Here is a 17,415-nt window from a genome sequence, read left to right as displayed (position 1 = left end):
GCGCCGCGCGCCCCGGGGTCCCATCGCTGAAGGGCTCATTCCCATAAGCGGACGTCCACGACGGCGCGCCGGGGCCGTCTACCCTGACGCCATGGACGCACTCGCCCGTCTGCTGGAGGGCCCGCGGGCACGCGGCGCCTTCATGATCCGGGCGGCCTTCGACCCGCCCTGGTGCCTGCGTGTCGAGGACCGCGCCCCCCTGACGATCATGCTCGTGGTCCGCGGCCGGGCCTGGATCACACCGAGCGAGGGCGAGCGGCTCCTGCTGGGCGCGGGCGACCTCGCCATCGCCCGCGGCCCGGACCCGTACACCTGTGCGGACGACCCCGGAACCGAGCCGCAGGCGGTGATCCTGCCGGGCGGGGAGTGCAGCTATCCCGACGGGCGCTCGCTCCAGGGCCACTGGGACCTCGGTGTGCGCAGCTGGGGCGACCGCACCGACGGCTCCACGGTGCTGCTGATCGGGACCTACATGATGCGGGGCGAGATCAGCGGCAGGCTGCTCGACGCGCTGCCGCCCGTGCTCTCCCTCACCCGCGACGTGTGGGACTGCCCGTTCACGCCGATCCTCGCCGAGGAGATGGCGCGCGACGAGCCGGGCCAGGAGGTCGTCCTCGACCGGCTGCTCGACCTGCTGATGATCGCCGCACTGCGGGCCTGGTTCGCGCGTCCGCAGGGCGCGGCCCCGGCCTGGTACCGGGCGCTCGCGGACCCCGTCGTCGGACGGGTGCTGCGGCTTCTCCAGGACGACCCGGCGCACCCCTGGACGGTGGCGACGCTCGCCGCGAAGGCCGGGGTCTCGCGGGCCGCGCTGGCCCGGCGCTTCGGCGAACTCGTGGGCGAGCCCCCGATGACGTACCTCACCGGCTGGCGTCTCGCGCTGGCCGCCGACCGGCTGCGCGAGACGGACGACACCCTCGAGTCGATCGCCCGCCGGGTCGGGTACGGCAGCGGGTTCGCCCTGTCCAGCGCCTTCAAACGGGTGTACGGGATCAGCCCGCAGGAGCACCGGACCCGGGCGGCGTAGCCTGGCATCCGTGTACGTGGAACGTGCGTCCCGGTTGCCCGGCGCGGTCGTGTGGAGCCGCGTCGTGCCCACGCCCGCCGAGGATGTACGGTCCGTGCTCCCGGACGGCTGCATGGACCTGCTGTGGACCGAGGGCCGGCTGCTCGTCGCCGGTCCCGACACCCGCGCGTACGTTCCCGGCGGCGCACCCGCCGACTGGGCGGGGGTCCGGTTCTTCCCCGGTACGGCGCCCTCCCTCCTCGGAGTCCCCGCGGACGAACTCCGCGACCTGCGGGTGGACCTGGCCGACCTGTGGCCCGCCGCCGAGGTACGGCGTCTGACCGCGCGGATCGACGCGGCGGCCGACCCCGTCGCCGCGCTCGAAGAGGTGGCGCTGGACCGGGCGGCGGGCGCCGGGCCCCCCGATCCGCTGCTGCGGGAGATCGTGGCCGCTCTGGACGCCGGGCGGTCCGCGGCGGCCACGGCCGTCCGGCTGGGCCTGAGCACACGCCAGTTGCACCGACGCTCCCTGACGGCCTTCGGCTACGGACCCAGGACGCTGACCCGGGTCCTGAGACTGCAACGAGCCCTGGCCCTCGCGTGGGACGGCGTCCCCTTCGCGGAGGTCGCCGCCCGCTCCGGCTTCGCCGACCAGCCGCATCTGGCCCGGGACGTCAAGGAGTTGGCGGGCATGCCGCTGGGCGAACTGCTCGCGCGCTCCTGAGAGCCCGGGAACGCGCGAACGCTGCCCGCCGCACCACGCCCTAGTTCTCCGGGAGCCGTGCGAACAGGTCCACGCCGTTGCCGTCCGGGTCGTGCACGACCGCGTACCGCATGCCCCAGACGGCGTCCCAGGGCTTGAGCTCACCGTGGTGGCCGGCGCCCACCAGATCCTCGTACACGGAGTCGACCTCCGCCGGGCTGTCGCAGAGGAAGGCGAGCGACGTCCGGCCGCCCCCGGAGGCCGCCGGACACCATCCCGGGTGGAACGACCGGATCGTCTCCTCGGTGTCGATCGCCAGCCGCAGACCGCCGGGCAGTCCGGCCTCGACGTGCGGCTGGTCCTCGGCCCCCTCGGGGAAGACGAGACCGAGGCGGCGGTAGAAGGCGAGCGTGGCGGCCATGTCGGAGGTGACCAGGCCGATCAGATCGAATCGTGGAGTCATGAGGTCACGGTAGGCGGGCGGCGGGGGGCGGGTCTTGAAGGAATCGGACGGTCCGGGACGCCGGGTCGCGGCGCAATAGGCTCACCGCCATGGTTCACCGCGTGCTCGTCCACACCCGCACCACCGCCTACCGTCACGACTCCATCCCGGCCGCCGTGGCCGCCGTACGCTCCCTCGGCGACGCACACGGGTTCGACGTCGTCGCCACCGAGGACCCCGGCCTCTTCGAACGACCGCTCGACGCGTACGCCGCAGTGGTCTTCCTCTCCACCAGCGGCGACGTGCTGACACCGGCGGGCCGGACCCGGCTCGCGGCGTACGTCGAGGGCGGCGGCGGGTTCGTCGGTGTGCACGCGGCCGCCTGCACCGAGTACGACTGGCCGTACTACGGCGAACTGCTCGGCGCGCGCTTCGACCGTCACCCCGACCTCCAGCCGGGCCGGGCCCTCGTCGGGGACCGCGCGCATCCGGCGACCCGACACCTGCCGCCGGTCTGGGAGTTCACCGACGAGTGGTACGACTTCCGCCCCGGGCCGGACGGTTCGGCACGCGTGCTCGTCCACGCCGACGAATCCTCCTACGAGGGAGGCGGCATGGGCGGCGACCACCCGCTGGTGTGGTGCCGTGAGCAGGGAGCGGGCCGGGTCTTCTACACCGCGCTCGGCCACACCGCGCAGGCCTACGACGACCCCGACTTCCGTACGCACCTGCTCGGCGGCATCACCTGGGCCGCCCGCGGCCCGGCCGATCCGGTCCGGCCGGGGTCCGGCCGGCCGGACCCCGACGCGTGCTGACGCGTGCCGACGCGTGCTGGGGATGCCGCGCCGTGTGCGCCGTCCGGGGACCTCGGGACGCACGCCGGACGGAGGCCTCCACGGGAACGGCCCGAAGTGATGTGATGCTCTGCCGGGAAGGGTGCGCGAGCGGCGAGGAGCTGGTGGCCGGATGACGGCGGACGCGGTACGGCAGACGGATCCGGTGGTCACCACCCCGTACGGAGCGGTGCGCGGCAGGTACGAGAACGGGATCGCCGTCTTCCGCGGCATCCCGTACGCGGCTCCGCCGTTCGGCCCGCGCCGCTTCCGGCCACCCGTACCCCCCGAGCGCTGGGACGGGGTGCGCGACGCGGGAGCCTTCGGACCCACACCGCCCAAACCGCCGTACTCGGAGGCGTTCGCACGGCTGCTCGCCGACCCCGTCGTGCCCGGCGACGACTGCCTCAACCTGAACGTGTGGACACCGGAACCGGGCCCCGGTGCCCGGCTCCCCGTGCTGGTGTGGATCCACGGTGGGGCGCTGACCCGTGGTTCGTCGGCCGTGCCCGTCTACGACGGCCGCGCCTTCGCCCGCGACGGAGTCGTCCTGGTCTCCCTCAACTACCGCCTCGGAGTGGAGGGTTACGGCCTCTTCCCGGACCGGCCGGCCAACCCCGGCCTGCGCGACCAGCTCGCCGCCCTGGAGTGGGTGCGCGCGTCGATCGCGGGCTTCGGCGGCGACCCCGACCGGGTGACCGTCTTCGGGGAGTCGGCGGGCGCCATCAGCATCGGGGCGCTGCTGGCCGCGCCGCGTGCCCGGGGGCTCTTCCACCGGGCCGTCCTGCAGAGCGGGCCGCCGGAGACGACCGACCGGGACAAGGTGCGCCGGATGGTCCGCAGGATGGCCGCCCGGCTGAAGGTCCCGGCGACGGCCGAGGCGCTCGCCGCCGTCGACCGCGGCCTGCTGCTGCGCACCCAGGGCGAGGTGAGCCGGCTCAGCAGCCCCGTGCTGGGCGGGCCCTCGTTCGGCATCGTCGTCGACGGCGACCTGGTCCCGCGCGACCCGCTGGAAGCCCTCCTGGAGGGCGCCGCCCCCGGCGTCGACCTGCTGCTCGGCTGGACCAGCGAGGAGTACCGGCTCTGGCTGGTCCCCGGCGGCCTGCTGGAACGCGTCGACCGGCTCGGTGCCGTCGCCCTCGCCGGTGCCATGGCCCGCTGCCGCTGCGGCCACGAGGTGCCGCGCGGCTACCGCGCGATCCACCCGGCGGCGAGCACCGGCGAGCTCGTCGGCCAGATGGTCACCGACCACCTCCTGAGGGTCCCGCTGCACCGGCTCGCGGACGCCCGCCGCGGACACTCCCGGTCGTACGTCTTCGAGTTCGCCTGGCCCTCGAACGTGCCCCGGCTCGGCGCCTGCCACGCCCTGGAGCTCGGCTTCGTCTTCGACACCGCCGAGGTGCCGGAGGCGACGATGCTCGCCGGCGAGGGCGCCCCGCAGGAGCTCGCCGACGCGATGCACGCGGCCTGGGTGCGGTTCGCGGTCGAGGGCGACCCCGGCTGGCAGGCCTGGGACACCACCCATCCGGTGCGGGTGTTCGGCGCGGGGGAACCGCACACCGTCCAAGGCCCACGCGACCGTGAACTCGCCCTGTGGACAGCCGAGTTGAACAAGCCCGCGAGTGCTCGCGGTCCGTTCGGCGGTCCGGAGTCCACACCGGCGTCGCGCCCGCGCGCCGGTTCGCCCGCACGGGCTGTCGCGCCGCTGTCGGCCGTACGCCGTTTCCGTCGCTCCGGCGGCACCCCCCGGCCCTGACGCCGGCCACGCCCGGGTCCGGGGAAGAGGTCCTGCCGCCCGGGTGACGGAGTCGCCCGCGCGGTCCTTCACGAGCGGCCGGCGGACACGGGGGACCCCCCTCATCCGCCCGGAGCCCGTGGTGCGGGCGTCACCGTCCGGACGCCAGCGACTCCCTGATCCTGGTGATCGCCGCGGGGCCGACCCGGCAGCAACCGCCGATCAGCCGGGCCCCGCCCCGCCGCCAGCCGGTCACCTGCTCGGCGGTGAACGTCGGGTGTCCGCTCCACGCACGGGCCCCCGCGTCCCACACCTCACCGCTGTTGGGATAGACCACGACCGGTTTGCCGGTCACCCGCGCCGCCGTCGCGACCGCGCCGTCCGCGTCCTCGGGCGCGCAGCAGTTCACGCCGACCGCGATGATCTCGTCCGCGTCGGCGGCCAGGGCGAAGGCCTCCTCCAGCGGCTGCCCGGCCCGGGTCCGGTCACCGGCGACGCTGTACGACAGCCACGCCGGTACCCCGAGCCCGCGCACCGCCCGCAGCAGCGCCCGGGCCTCGTCGGTGTCCGGCACGGTCTCCAGGGCCAGCACGTCGGGCGCGGCGGCGGCCAGCACCTCCAGGCGCGGGCGGTGGAAGCGCTCCAGCTCGGCCACGCTCAGCCCGTACCGGCCCCGGTACTCCGAGCCGTCCGCGAGCATCGCCCCGTACGGGCCGGCCGACGCGGCCACCCACAGGGGCCTCGTGACACCCTTCGCCCGCGCCCGACGGGCCGCCTCGCGCGCCGATCCGACGCTGAGACGCAGCAGCCCGGCCGCCCGGTCGTGCGGGATGCCGCGCCTCGCGAAGCCCTCGAAGGTGGCCTGGTAGCTGGAGGTGATCGCCACGTCCGCGCCCGCCTCGAAGTAGGCGAGATGGGCCCCGGTGATCGCCTCCGGCCGCTCGGCGAGCAGCCGCGCCGACCACAGCTCGTCGCTCAGATCGTGTCCGGCGGACTCGAGCTGGTTGGACATCCCGCCGTCCAGGACGACCGTTCCCGACGCGAGCGCGTCGGCGAGGGCGGGGGGTCGGTCGCTGCGGGAGGCGTCACTGGTCATGTCACGACGCTAGCCGATACGCGGGGCGGCCCCGCAGGCCCCGTTGACCTCCCCGTACCCCGCCTCTACCTTTTCGGGGTTCCCGCGGAACGGATCCCACGGCACAGAAAGGAAGTCCGCCGATGCCGCCCCTTTCACCGCCGTCGTTCCTCGCACTCCCCGAGGACCGCGCCCTCAGCCCCTACACCGGCTGCACGCGAGCCCACTGGGAGGCGGCCGCCGACTCCCTGCTCGCGGCGGTCGCCCCGTACGCCACCGCCGACGGCGCGCTCTACCATCTGCCCGCAGACCGCACGAGCTGGTCCGGCAGGCTCTCCGACGGACTGGAGGGCTACGCCCGCACCCTGCTCCTGGCCGCCTTCCGCCGCGACGAGAAGGTCCTGGAACGTTACGCGGACGGCCTCGCCGCCGGAACGGCCGGCGTCTGGCCGCGGGTCCGCGACCGCAGTCAGCCGCTCGTCGAGGCCGCGTCCGTCGCCCTGGCCCTGCGGCTGACCCGGCCGTTGCTGTGGGACCGTCTGGACGACGCCGTGCGGCAGCGCGCGGCGGGATGGCTCGGCGACGCGCTGACCGCCGAACCCTGGCCCTGCAACTGGGAGTTGTTCCCGGTGACGGTGGGCGGGTTCCTCGCGGAGATCGGTCACGAGCCGGAGGCCGCGCACGCCGCGATCGACCGCGGCCTGGACCGCATCGAGCAGTGGTACCTCGGCGACGGCTGGTACAGCGACGGTCCCGGCCGCGCCTTCGACTACTACAACGGCTGGGCGATGCATCTGTATCCGGTGCTGCACGCCCGGCTGGCCGGCGACGAACGGCTGCTCGACCTGTACGGCGGCCGGCTGGCGCGTCATCTCGAGGACTACGCCCGGCTGTTCGGAACCGACGGTGCCCCGGTGCACCAGGGCCGCTCCCTGACCTACCGGTTCGCGACCGCCGCGCCGCTGTGGCTGGGCGCCCTGACGGGACGTACGCCCCTCGCGCCGGGAGAGACCCGGCGCCTGGCGTCCGGCGCCCTGCGCCACTTCCTCGACCGGGGCGCGCTCGACGGCCGGGGGCTGCTCACCCTGGGCTGGCACGGCCCCGACGCGTCGGTCCTGCAGGGCTATTCGGGCCCCGCGTCCCCGTACTGGGCGAGCAAGGGGTTCGTGGGCCTGCTCCTGCCGCCCGACCACGAGGTGTGGACGGCCCGCGAGGAGCCCGGCCCGACGGACCGCTCCGACGCGGTCACCTCCGTCGGCCCGCCCAACTGGCTGCTCCAGACGACCGCTTCGGACGGCCTGGTCCGTCTCCACAACCACGGCAGCGAGGACGTCCGCTACGACCCGTACTACACGCGGCTCGCCTACTCCACGGTGACGCGGCCCTCGGCGCCGACCGACGCCGGCGACGCGAACGTCTCCGGCGACCCGAACGTCTCCGGCGACCCGAACGTCGCCGGTGGCGCGACCGTTTCCGGCGATCCGAGCGGCGACGGTGCACCGATCGGCGACGGCGCCTTCTGCGACAACAGTGTGATCGTCGGCGGTGACCCGAGCCGTACGCACATCGAGCCGCTGGGTACCGGGAGCGGCTGGGTGGCGTCCCGGCACACGACCGGGGACGGCGCCCGGGTCACCAGCCTCGTCCTCGCGCACGGCGCGGTCGAGGTGCGGGCGCACCTGGTGGCGGGAGCGGCTCCCGGAACACCGGTATGCGTGACGGGCTGGCCGCACGGTTTCGCGGCGCGGTCCGAACTCCTCTCCCTGCACGGCCTTCTGGACGGGGCCGGTGCGGTGGGGGCCGGGGCGGTGGGGGACGGAGCGACTCTCTTCGTCGCTCTCGCCCGCCTCACCGCCGAAGCGGATCCCCGGCCCCTCGCCGAGCTGGTGTCCGTGACGGTGGAAGGGACGTACGACCTGAGCGTGAGCTGGACCTCCGGTCCGTCGGCGCGGTTCCGCTTCAGCGCCGCGGACGGGCGCTCCGCGGCGTCGTCGTGGTCGGTGGCGCCCCGGTGACCACCCCTTCGCGCCGGCGCACACGGTTCGGCCGGCGCCGAAGGGTCGTGCCGTTAGCGTGGGGGACATGAACGCCGACCAGGAGCGCCCGTCCCGTCCCTCGGCCCCGCACACCGAGGGACCGGCACATTCCACCGCGGGCATCCGGCGCCCCACCTCCCGCGCGAGCCGCTTCGCCGCGCTCCACCACGCCGACGCCCCGCTGCTGCTGCCCAACGCCTGGGACCACGCCTCCGCGGCCCTCCTCGCCGCGGAGGGCTTCGAGGCGATCGGCACGACGAGCCTCGGTGTGGCGGCCGCCGCCGGGCTGCCGGACGGTGCCGCGGCGACCCGGGACCTGACGGTGCGGCTGGCCCGGCGGCTCGGCGCGGGCCCGTATCTGCTGTCCGTGGACGCCGAGGACGGCTTCGGACAGGACCCCGACGAGGTGGCCGGGCTGGCCCGCGAACTGGCCGCCGCGGGGGCCGTCGGTGTCAACCTCGAGGACGGGCTCGGTCCCGCCGACTCGCACGCGGCGAAGATCGCGGCGGTCAGGGCAGCCGTCCCCGACCTCTTCGTCAACGCCCGCACCGACACCCACTGGCTCGGCGACGGCACGGACGAACGGGAGACGCTCCGTCGGCTCGATCTCTACCAACAGGCGGGCGCCGACTGCATGTTCGTCCCCGGCCTGACCGATCCCACCCGGATCTCCGCTCTCGTGAAGAGCCTCGACGTGCCGCTCAACCTCCTCTACTCGCCCTCCGGGCCGTCCGTCGCGCACCTCGCCGACCTCGGCGTCCGCAGGGTCAGTCTCGGCTCGTTCCTCTACCGGCGGGCGCTGGGCGCGGTCCTCGACGCCGTGGGGGACATCCGGGCCGGCCGGCCCGCCCGGGGCACGGCGCCGACGTACGACGAGGTGCAGGCGTTCAGCCGGAGAGGTCCCGACCGGCCCGGTGCGAACGGCTAGACATCCCCGGCCGTCCCGGTGAAGAGGGCCGTGAGCCGGTCCGCGAACGGGACGGGGTGCTCGATGACACCGATGTGCCCGCCGGGGAACTCGGCGAAGCCGCCGCCGCTGAACTCGGCGAGCAAGGCGGCCGTCCGGTACGGGAGTTGGCCCCGTGAGTCGTGTCCGGCACCGAGGGTGAGCCGGGCGGACCGGGTCTTCAGCGCGGCCAGGTCCGGGGTGTGGGAAGTGAACGGCCCCAGCACACGGGTGAGGAAGACGCCCATCGGGGTGTCCGGGCCCACCTCGGGCACCGACGCGGGCGGGCCGTCCCACCCCCGGCCCACAAGTCCGGCCTGGAGACGGGCCATCGCGGCGCCGAGGCCCTGGGTGCGGCCGACCTCGTCCACCTCGGCGATCATCGCCCGCTGTGCCACGGCGTCGGGCAGCACGGCCAGGCTGGGCGGCTCGTGGGCGACCACGTGCCGCAGCCGCCGCGGATGCCGGGCCAGCAGGTCGAGGGCGACGATGCCGCCGGAGCTGCTGCCGAAGACGTACGCGCTCTCGCCGTCGGGCAGCAGCGAGTCGAGGAGGCGGTGGGCGTGGTCGCTCCACACCTCCACACGCTGCTCGCCGACCGGGCCGTCGAGCGGGCCGAGGGACAGCCCGAGCGGGTCGAACGTCACCACGGTGAACCGTTCGGCGAGGCGCTCGGTGGCGCCCTCCAGCCCCATGGGGTGACCGGCCCCGCCCGGGACGACCAGCAGTACGGGCCCGCTGCCGCGCACGTCGTGGTGAGATCGGCGATCAGGCATGGAAGTCGTCCTCCGTGGTGTCGCGGGGATCGGGCTCGGACAGCCCGTATGCGCCGAGCATGCCGTAGAGGGTGCCGACCGTGCGGCGGAGGGTGCCGACCGTGCGGCGGAGGGTGCCGACCGTGCGGCGGAGGGTGCCGACCGTGCGGCGGAGGGTGCCGACCGTGCGGCGGAGGTGGCGGGCCCGCGGCGAGGGCGGGCTCGAGCGGGCTGCGGGCGGCCGCGTACCGGCCGGCGACCGTTTCGTGCTGGACGCGGGCAGCTAGGTCCCCGGCGCCGGACTCCGGCCGCTCCTGGGTTCGGGCTCAGTCGGCCGCGTCGGCGATGCGGTCGAGCCAGGCCTCCATGAGGCCGCGTTCCGGGGCGGTCAGGGCGTCGGTCCGGGGGAGTACGGCGCGCAGGGTGACGGCGGCCGTGACGGGGCCCGGGGCCGCCGTGGCGGGAGCGTCCGTGGTGATCGCCGCGATGACGGCCTCGCGGGCGGTGCGGGACAGCTCCGGGTCGCGGCGGTCCTCGGGGGTGGCGATGAGCGTCAGGGTCGTGCCGGAGCCGGCCGCGTGGACGAGGGCGGCGGCGCGGTCCTCGGGGATGCCCAGCCGGCCCGCCTCGGCGACGCGCCGGATGAGCCGGGCCAGCACCGCGAAGGCGGCGACGGAGGCGGGCGAGGACGTGCCGGGGCGGTAGCGGCCGTACATCAGCGTGTACAGCGCCGGGTTGGACAGCCCGAGGCCCACGTGCAGGTCCCAGCCGGCGCGCAGGTCCTCGACCGGATCGTCGGTGGGTTCCCGCGCGGTCTTGCTGGTCAGGTATGCCGTGAAGCCGTGCGCCACGACGGCGTCGAGCAGGCCCTCCTTGTCGCCGAAGAGCCGGTAGATGGTCGGCGGCTGCACCCCGGCCGCCGCGCTCACCGCCCGGGTCGAGACCGCCTCGGGCCCGCCCTCGGTCAGCAGCCGGGTGGCGGCGCCGACGATGCGTTCGCGGTGTCCGTCCGGGGGCGTGACGTCGACGTTCTCCATGTTTCCGACGATAACAGAATCGCGTTAGCACTCATCGGATTCCAGTGATACGGTCACCTTGTTATCAGTGGAAACATGGAGGTCGTCATGATCATCGTCACCGGGGCCGGCGGCGCACTCGGCCGAGCGGTCGTCGAACAGCTGCTGGAGCGCGTGCCCGCCCAGCGCATCGGCGTCAGCGTGCGCGACCCGGAGCGGGCGCGCGGCTTCCTGGACCGGGGCGTACGCGTCCGCCGCGGCGACTTCGCCGACCCCGCGAGCCTGGCCCACGCCTTCGAGGGCGCCGCAAAGGTCCTCGTCGTGTCGACGGACGCCACCGGCGAGACGGCCGTCCACCACCACCGCACGGCCGTCGAGGCCGCGGTGGCGGCCGGCGCCGAGCACGTCCTCTACACGAGCCACATGGGCGCGAACCCCTCCTCACCCTTCCCGCCGATGCCCGACCACGCCGCCACCGAGGCTGCCCTGCGGGACTGCGGAGTCGCCTTCACCGCGCTGCGCAACGGCTTCTACGCCACGTCGGCCGTGATGCTGCTCGGCGCGGCGGCGCGGACGGGCGAGCTGGTCGTGCCGGAGGACGGACCGGTCGCCTGGACCGCCCACGCCGACCTCGCCGAGGCGGCGGCGCTCGCGCTCACCGGGGAGGACCTCGACGGGGTGACGCCCGCGCTCACCGGCTCCGAGGCCCTCGACATGGCCGGTGTCGCGGCGATCGCCTCGCGGCTGACGGGTCGCCCGGTCCGCCGGATCGTCGTCTCCGACGCCGACTACCGCGCGGGCCTGATCGCCCACGGGCTCCCCGAGCCGACGGCCGACCTGCTCGTGGGCCTGTTCGCCGCGAGCCGTCAGGGCGGGTTCGCGCCCGCCGACCCCACGCTCGGCCGTCTGCTCGGGCGGCCCACGACCTCCCTGGCCGACGTCCTGAAGCCGGCGCTCGCAGGGACCCGCTGACGTCGGCCCGGTCCGCGTGCGCGGGGGCTCGCCCCGACCGCCCCCGCGGTCCGCGTGCGGGGGTCAGCCGGGTGTCCGCGAGAAGAAGAAGGTGAATTCCGCCGGGACGGCCCGCAGTTGGTACCGGGGCAGGACACCGGGGCCGCACGACTGGGAGCCGATGCCCTGCTGGCCGTGGTCGAGGTTGACCCACACCGTGTCGCCCGCCGACAGATCCGTGAGGTGCCCGGCGGCGTCGAGCTGCTCCGACGTCCAGCGGCGCGCCGTGAACCAGAACTCAGGCTCGCCGTCGACCCGCAGTCCGCCGATCTCCGCCCAACGGACGTCGGCGCGGGCGCCGTTCTCCTGCGGACGGACGTACGGCGTCTGGAGCCCGTCGACCGTGGACTCCCAACGCGCCACGAGCGAAGCCGACCTGGTGTCCGGGTAGCCCTCGCCGGGGCCGCCGCCGAACCACCTCACCCGGTCGGCCGTGCCCGCGAGCCCCAGCCGGATCCCGAGCCGGGGCAGCGGCAGTGTCCAGTCGCCCTCCGGGGCCACGGACACCGTCAGCCGCAGCCGGGTCCCGTCGGACGTCCACCGGTACGCCGTACGCAGGGCCACGTCCGCGGCCGCGGGCGCCACCCGGGTCCGTACGGTCAGCGCGTCGTCGGCGGGCTCCACCGCCTCCAGACGGTGCCGCATCCGGTGCAGGCCCAGCTTCCGCCAGAGCGGGCCGAGGCGCGGATCCGCCTGCCAGGCGGCACCGTCGTCGTTGTCGGTCGGCGCACGCCACACGTCCAGACGCAGTCCGTCGACCCCGACCCCGCCGATCGAACGCACCGCACCCGTACGGGAGTCGAAGACGGCCGGGCCGAGGGTGATCAGGCCGTCGCCGCGCACCGGGCCCGCACCGGCGGCCGGGGCGATCGGGGCGCGCGCGGCGACCGGAACCTGGGTCCAGGCCACCTCGTGGTCCTTCGGCCCCCACGCGGTGTCCGCCGCCAGCAGCGCCCGTACCGTCCATCCCGTCTCGGCGCCCCCGCCCCCGCCGCCGTCGGGCCGCTCCGGCAGCTGCACCACGGCCGACTCGCCCGGGGCCAGGGCGGGCACCGCCAGCCGGCCCGCCCCGACGGTCTCGCCGTCGACCTGGAACGACCACACGAAGGCGAGCGCGGAGAGGTCCGCGAAGTCCTGGGCGTTGGTGATCCGTACGGTCCCGTCCGCGCCGCGGCCGTCGATCCGGACCGGCTCGATCACCTTCTTGTACTCGACCAGTCCGGGCGAGGGCGTCCGGTCCGGGAAGAGGAGCCCGTCGCAGACGAAGTTCCCGTCGTGCAGTTCCTCGCCGAAGTCGCCGCCGTACGCGAACCCGTACCGCTCGTCCTTGACGCCGTGGTCGATCCACTCCCAGACGAAGCCGCCCTGGAGGCGTTCGTGGGAGGTGAACAGGCGCTGGTAGTCGGCCATCCCGCCGGGGCCGTTGCCCATGGCGTGGCCGTACTCGCAGAGAACGAAGGGAAGTCCACGCCGCTCGCGCGGGCCGCCGTCCTCGCCCCGGCCGATCCGCTCGACCTCGTCGTGGACGGTGTACATCCGCGAGTACACGTCCGTGTCACGGCAGTCGTGGTCGCCCTCGTAGTGGATGAGCCGCGAGCGGTCCCGGCCGCGGATCCACTCGGCCATCGCGGTGAGCCCGCGCCCGGTGCCCGCCTCGTTACCGAGCGACCAGACGACGACGGAGGGGTGGTTCTTGTCCCGCTCGACCATGCGGGCCGCGCGGTCCAGCAGGGCCGGGGTCCAGCGGTCGTCGTCCACCGGGTTGCCGCGCCAGGCCTGTGCGGCGAAACCGTGGGTCTCCAGGTCGCACTCGTCGATCACCCACAGGCCCAACTCGTCGCACAGGTCGAGGAAGGCGGGGTGCGGTGGGTAGTGCGAGGTGCGCACGGCGTTGATGTTGTGCCGCTTCATGAGCAGCACGTCCGCGCGCATGGTCTCCAGGTCCAGGGCCCGGCCCCGCTCCGGGTGCCATTCGTGCCGGTTGACGCCCTTGAAGAGGACCGCCCTGCCGTTGACCCTGATCAGGCCGTCCTCCAGGGCCACCGTGCGGAAGCCGATCCGCAGCGGGACGCGCTCGCCCGGGGTCGCCAGGACCCCGTCGTACAACCGCGGTGTCTCGGCGGTCCACGGCTGGACCGGCACGGTCGCGGACTCGCCCGTCGCGACATCGACGCCGAGGGCGGCCACGGTGACCCGTCCGTCCACGTCGGAGTCGACGCGCAGGGTCCCGGCGCCCGTGGCGTGGTCGTACGAGGCGTGCACGAAGAAGTCGAGCACCGCGCCCGCCGGACGGTGCAGCAGCGTGACGTCGCGGAAGACGCCGGGCAGCCACCACTGGTCCTGGTCCTCCAGGTACGAGCCCGCCGACCACTGGTGGACCCGGACGGCCAGCACATTGCCCTCGGGTTTCAGCAGATGGCCCACCGCGAACTCGTGCGGCAGCCGTGAGCCCTTGAACTCCCCGACGTCGGTGCCGTTCAGCCAGACCCGGGCGCAGGACTCGACTCCGTCGAAGCGCAGCACCGCCCCGCCGTCGGAGGGCCAGTCGGACGGCAGGTCGAAGGTGTGCAGATGGTCACCGGTCGGGTTCTCGGTCGGCACATGCGGCGGGTCGACCGGGAACGGGTAGCGGTGGTTGGTGTAGATCGGCGCGCCGTGTCCCTGCAGCACCCAGTGACCGGGCACCAACACCCGGTCCCAGTCTCCGGCGTCGTAGCCCTCCGCCGCGAAGGAGTCGTCCTGCGCGTCGGCGGTGGGGGACAGACGGAAGCGCCAACTGCCGTTCAGGGAAAGGGACCTGGCGTCCGAGGACGCGTACCGGGCACGCGGCGGGAGTGCTGCGCCGCCGGGTGAGACGTCCTCGACGTAGTGGATGGCGGACAGAGGTTCCTCCGGGCCGGGGGCGGCCGGGAGCCTGGGCGAGGTGCGGAAGGACATGAGTCTCCTGGTTCAGCCCTGGACGCCGGTCCGCGCGAGCCCCGCGCCGGCCGGTGCCGAGAGCGGAGGCACACCCGGATGACACGGACGGCGCGGGATGTCGCGGACACCAGGGGCAGGACGGTCGGGGGGGGTGCGGCGGGAGCCTCCCTTCCGGCGTCATGAGGGTGATGCGGGGCGGCCTTACGCGGGGGCGGAGCGGCGCACGGCGGTCCTGCCGTGCACGGGTCTGAGTCCCACCGCGTCGAGGGCCCCTTCCAGGGCGAAGGTGGCGGCGCCCAGACAGACCGGGTCGCCGGGAACGGGGGAGAGGACGATCCCGGTGGCGGCCAGCGGCCGCTTCAGGGCGTGCCGGGCGACGGCCGCACGCACCTCGCGCAGCAGCGGCTCACCGAGTGCGGCGGCGACCCAGCTGCTGAGCACCACGACCTCCGGGTTCAGCAGGTTGACGAGGACCGCGATGCCCGCGCCGAGGTAACGGGCCGTCTCCCGGACGACCTCGACGGCCACCGGATCGCCGGCGGCGACCGCGCGCGCGAGCGCGTCGATCGTGGCGGTCTGGTCCCCGGGACGCAGCAGCGGACTGTCCGGGCTCGCCTCCCGCAGGTTGAGCATGATGCCGGGCGCCCCGACGTACGTCTCCACGCAGCCGTGATTGCCGCAGTGACAGGGCCGCCCGTCCAGGACCAGCGTCGTATGACCCCACTCGCCCGCGCTGTTGCTGACCCCGCGGTGCAGCCCGCCGCCGAGCGCGAGTCCGGCACCGACCCCGGTCCCGAGATTGACCACGACCGCGTCCCCGCGCCCCCGGGCCGCGCCGAACCACAACTCCGCTACCGTGCAGGCGCGCAGGGGATTGTCGAGGTGGAGCGGGTACGCGAGGTGCTCGGAGAGCAGGTCGAGCAGCGGTACGTCGTGCCAGTCCCAGTTCGGGGCGTACTCGGCGATCCCGGTGTCACGGTCCACCTGACCCGGCACGCTCACCCCGACGCCGAGGACGCGCGCGCCCCCGGGGCCGGCCTGGGCGACCACCGCGTCCACGGCCGTGACGACATGCCCGACGATCCGCTCGGGGCGGCTCTCGCCAGGGCGCATGTCCTCGGCGGCGCGGGCGAGCACGTTCAGCGCGAGGTCGAACATCTCCACGCGGACGTAGGTCTCCGCGATGTCGACGCCGATCAGCGCGCCCCCCGACGCGTCCACCGCCACCAGGCCCCGCGGGCGGCCCCCCGCGGAGTCCTCGAACCCGACCTCGGTCAGCATCCCGAGGTCGAGCAGCTCGCCGACGAGCGTGGCGACCGTGGCGAGACTGAGCCCGGTGGCGGTCGCCACCTCCTGGCGGGAGGTGGGGGACTCGGCGATGATCTGGCGCAGCACCTCGTAGCGGTTCGCGGTGCGGATGTCGCGTGACGTGCGCTTCACGGGCCTTGCCACCTCGGTCCTCCGAACCACGAGCGGGGTCCCGGGCGGTCGTCGCCGACGCGTGGCGTGCGGTGCGGACCGGGGCCCGGGACGGGACCCGCGGGCCCCGGCGCGGGGCAAGGCTACGGCCGGGGAAGGACGTTCGGCAAGGGGTTAGGAAAGGGGGTGGAGAAAGTCCGAGACGAAGCCGTTGGCGAACTTGCCCGTCGGGTCCGTCGCACCGGCCAGCTCCCGGAAGTCGTCCAGTCGCGGATAGCGCTCGCGCAGCACGTCCGACGGCACGGTGAACACCTTGCCCCAGTGCGGCCGCGGATCGAACGGCTCCAGCGCCGCCTCGACCCGCCGTACCACCGGCAGCACGGCCTCGGTGTCCTCGACCCAGGTGAAGTGCAGGGCCACGGTGTCCCGACCGTAGGCGGGGCTCAGCCACTGCCGGTCGGCGGCGACCGTGCGCACCTCGCAGATCTGCAGCAGCGGGGCGACGTTCCCGCGGATCGCGTCGAGTGCGCGCAGCGCGTCCGCCGCGTCCGGGCGCGGCAGCAGGTACTCGGACTGCAGCTCGGATCCGCTGCTGGGGGTGAACTCCGCCCGGAAGTGCGGGAGTCGCTCGTGCCACGGCCCCGGCACGCCGAACTGCACGGTGCAGTTCCCGGCGGGCATGCCCGGCACCGGGTGCATCGCCTCGGTGGCCGGCGTCCCCCACGGGAAGTCAGGCAGCGGCTGGTCGGTGCGCCGCTTGAGCCATGCCTGCCGGAAGCCCGGCCGTCCCCAGTCGGTGAACAGGCTCACGCTGTACGCCGTCGCCGCCACCGTCTCGAAGTCCAGCCCGTCCTCGGGGAGTTCGGTGAACACATGCTGGCTCACCTCGAAGTCCGGCTCCAGGTCGAGGGTGAGCGCGGTGACGACGCCGAGCGCGCCGAGCGAGGTCACCGCCCCGTCGAAGCCCGCGTCCCCGCGGCCGATCGTCAGGGCCGAACCGTCGGCCGTGATCAGCTCCACCTCGCGGACGGCCGAGGCGAGCGACCCGTTGGCGGTGCCCGAGCCGTGGGTGCCGGTCGCCACGGACCCCGCCACCGAGATGTGCGGCAGCGAGGCCATGTTGTGCAGGGCGAGCCCGTGCTCGTGGACCCGGCGCGCCAGCTCCGCGTACCGGACGCCGCCCGCGACCCGGACCGTACGGGCCGTCGTGTCGACGTCCACGACCGGGGGCAGCGCGGACAGCGAGAGCAGGACGCCGTCTCGGCCCGGGTCGGCGATCTCGTTGAAGGAGTGCCCGCTGCCCAGCACCCGCACCCGGGCGCTCTTCGCGACCAGGGCGGCGAGCGCGTCGAGCGACTGCGGCCGGTGCAGTTCCTCGGTCGTGTACGTGATGTTGCCGGCCCAGTTGGTCAGGGGCTTGGTCATCCCTGTGGTCCTTCCCCGGGAAGTCGCCGTTCGTGGCCGTGCGGTGCGCGGCGGCCACTGCTGGAAACTACCTCGTCGCCCCGGGCGTCCCACC

General features: G+C 74.6%; 14 protein-coding genes. 7 read left to right on the top strand and 7 right to left on the bottom strand.

Annotation, left to right across the window (positions count from 1 at the left end):
• Positions 1–91 precede the first annotated feature (91 nt).
• Positions 92–1,027: a cupin domain-containing protein gene (locus OG199_RS11760; protein WP_401801160.1), complete on the top strand. Its 936-nt coding sequence runs from the start codon at positions 92–94 to the stop codon at positions 1,025–1,027.
• Between the two features lie 10 nt (positions 1,028–1,037).
• Positions 1,038–1,730, top strand: a complete 693-nt coding sequence (locus OG199_RS11755; protein ID WP_405829392.1) for a helix-turn-helix domain-containing protein — start codon at positions 1,038–1,040, stop codon at positions 1,728–1,730.
• A gap of 40 nt (positions 1,731–1,770) precedes the next feature.
• Here OG199_RS11755 and OG199_RS11750 read toward each other — a convergent pair whose 3' ends face one another.
• Complete coding sequence (locus OG199_RS11750) at positions 1,771–2,172, bottom strand: VOC family protein (protein ID WP_405829390.1); 402 nt, start codon at positions 2,170–2,172, stop codon at positions 1,771–1,773.
• Between the two features lie 89 nt (positions 2,173–2,261).
• Between OG199_RS11750 and OG199_RS11745 the strand changes: the two genes are divergently transcribed.
• Positions 2,262–2,966, top strand: a complete 705-nt coding sequence (locus tag OG199_RS11745; RefSeq protein ID WP_356799596.1) for a ThuA domain-containing protein — start codon at positions 2,262–2,264, stop codon at positions 2,964–2,966.
• 151 nt (positions 2,967–3,117) lie between these two features.
• Positions 3,118–4,740: a carboxylesterase/lipase family protein gene (locus OG199_RS11740; RefSeq protein ID WP_405829388.1), complete on the top strand. Its 1,623-nt coding sequence runs from the start codon at positions 3,118–3,120 to the stop codon at positions 4,738–4,740.
• 130 nt (positions 4,741–4,870) lie between these two features.
• On the opposite strand, the gene mmuM is transcribed toward OG199_RS11740, so the two are convergent.
• Complete coding sequence (gene mmuM / locus OG199_RS11735; protein WP_356799600.1) at positions 4,871–5,815, bottom strand: homocysteine S-methyltransferase; 945 nt, start codon at positions 5,813–5,815, stop codon at positions 4,871–4,873.
• Positions 5,816–5,937: 122 nt separating this feature from the next.
• Here mmuM and OG199_RS11730 point away from each other — a divergent pair, with 122 nt between their 5' ends.
• Together OG199_RS11730 and OG199_RS11725 are read left to right on the top strand one after the other, a co-directional pair.
• Positions 5,938–7,809, top strand: coding sequence for a DUF2264 domain-containing protein (locus OG199_RS11730; protein ID WP_405829386.1), 1,872 nt, complete (start codon positions 5,938–5,940; stop codon positions 7,807–7,809).
• Between the two features lie 67 nt (positions 7,810–7,876).
• Complete coding sequence (locus tag OG199_RS11725; RefSeq protein ID WP_405829385.1) at positions 7,877–8,758, top strand: isocitrate lyase/phosphoenolpyruvate mutase family protein; 882 nt, start codon at positions 7,877–7,879, stop codon at positions 8,756–8,758.
• Here OG199_RS11725 and OG199_RS11720 read toward each other — a convergent pair.
• Positions 8,755–9,552 (bottom strand): alpha/beta fold hydrolase, encoded by a 798-nt coding sequence (locus OG199_RS11720; RefSeq protein WP_405829384.1) that lies wholly within the window; start codon positions 9,550–9,552, stop codon positions 8,755–8,757. The two genes, OG199_RS11725 and OG199_RS11720, sit on opposite strands and share 4 nt — an antisense overlap.
• 305 nt (positions 9,553–9,857) lie before the next feature.
• Positions 9,858–10,568 carry a TetR/AcrR family transcriptional regulator gene (locus tag OG199_RS11715; RefSeq protein WP_356799610.1) on the bottom strand — a complete coding sequence of 237 codons (711 nt, stop codon included), beginning with the start codon at positions 10,566–10,568 and terminating at the stop codon, positions 9,858–9,860.
• Positions 10,569–10,655: 87 nt separating this feature from the next.
• On the opposite strand from OG199_RS11715, the gene OG199_RS11710 reads away from it, so the two are divergent.
• On the top strand, positions 10,656–11,519 hold the full coding sequence (locus OG199_RS11710; protein WP_356799612.1) for an NAD(P)H-binding protein: 864 nt from the start codon (positions 10,656–10,658) through the stop codon (positions 11,517–11,519).
• 63 nt (positions 11,520–11,582) lie between these two features.
• Here the strand turns inward: OG199_RS11710 and OG199_RS11705 are convergent, their stop codons facing one another.
• The 3 genes from OG199_RS11705 to OG199_RS11695 all read right to left on the bottom strand — a co-directional run bounded on the left by OG199_RS11705 (position 11,583) and on the right by OG199_RS11695 (position 17,321).
• Complete coding sequence (locus OG199_RS11705; protein WP_405829382.1) at positions 11,583–14,495, bottom strand: glycoside hydrolase family 2 TIM barrel-domain containing protein; 2,913 nt, start codon at positions 14,493–14,495, stop codon at positions 11,583–11,585.
• 183 nt (positions 14,496–14,678) lie between these two features.
• Positions 14,679–15,917 (bottom strand): ROK family transcriptional regulator, encoded by a 1,239-nt coding sequence (locus OG199_RS11700; RefSeq protein WP_356799616.1) that lies wholly within the window; start codon positions 15,915–15,917, stop codon positions 14,679–14,681.
• 153 nt (positions 15,918–16,070) lie between these two features.
• Entirely contained in the window at positions 16,071–17,321 is a 1,251-nt protein-coding gene (locus OG199_RS11695; RefSeq protein ID WP_405829380.1) for an FAD-binding protein, read from the bottom strand.
• Positions 17,322–17,415 lie beyond the last annotated feature (94 nt).

The organism is Streptomyces sp. NBC_01176 (assembly GCF_045039825.1).
Lineage (GTDB): Bacteria > Actinomycetota > Actinomycetes > Streptomycetales > Streptomycetaceae > Streptomyces.
Note: the sequence above shows the minus strand (reverse complement) of the source record. Positions and strands in the feature narration are given on the sequence as shown.

Coding starts and splice junctions, on each gene's coding strand:
- OG199_RS11760 (WP_401801160.1), top strand. CDS start 92: ATGGACGCACTCGCCCGTCTGCTGGAGGGCCCGCGGGCACGCGGCGCC.
- OG199_RS11750 (WP_405829390.1), bottom strand. CDS start 2,172: ATGACTCCACGATTCGATCTGATCGGCCTGGTCACCTCCGACATGGCC.
- OG199_RS11745 (WP_356799596.1), top strand. CDS start 2,262: ATGGTTCACCGCGTGCTCGTCCACACCCGCACCACCGCCTACCGTCAC.
- OG199_RS11740 (WP_405829388.1), top strand. CDS start 3,118: ATGACGGCGGACGCGGTACGGCAGACGGATCCGGTGGTCACCACCCCG.
- mmuM (WP_356799600.1), bottom strand. CDS start 5,815: ATGACCAGTGACGCCTCCCGCAGCGACCGACCCCCCGCCCTCGCCGAC.
- OG199_RS11730 (WP_405829386.1), top strand. CDS start 5,938: ATGCCGCCCCTTTCACCGCCGTCGTTCCTCGCACTCCCCGAGGACCGC.
- OG199_RS11725 (WP_405829385.1), top strand. CDS start 7,877: ATGAACGCCGACCAGGAGCGCCCGTCCCGTCCCTCGGCCCCGCACACC.
- OG199_RS11720 (WP_405829384.1), bottom strand. CDS start 9,552: ATGCCTGATCGCCGATCTCACCACGACGTGCGCGGCAGCGGGCCCGTA.
- OG199_RS11715 (WP_356799610.1), bottom strand. CDS start 10,568: ATGGAGAACGTCGACGTCACGCCCCCGGACGGACACCGCGAACGCATC.
- OG199_RS11710 (WP_356799612.1), top strand. CDS start 10,656: ATGATCATCGTCACCGGGGCCGGCGGCGCACTCGGCCGAGCGGTCGTC.
- OG199_RS11705 (WP_405829382.1), bottom strand. CDS start 14,495: ATGTCCTTCCGCACCTCGCCCAGGCTCCCGGCCGCCCCCGGCCCGGAG.
- OG199_RS11695 (WP_405829380.1), bottom strand. CDS start 17,321: ATGACCAAGCCCCTGACCAACTGGGCCGGCAACATCACGTACACGACC.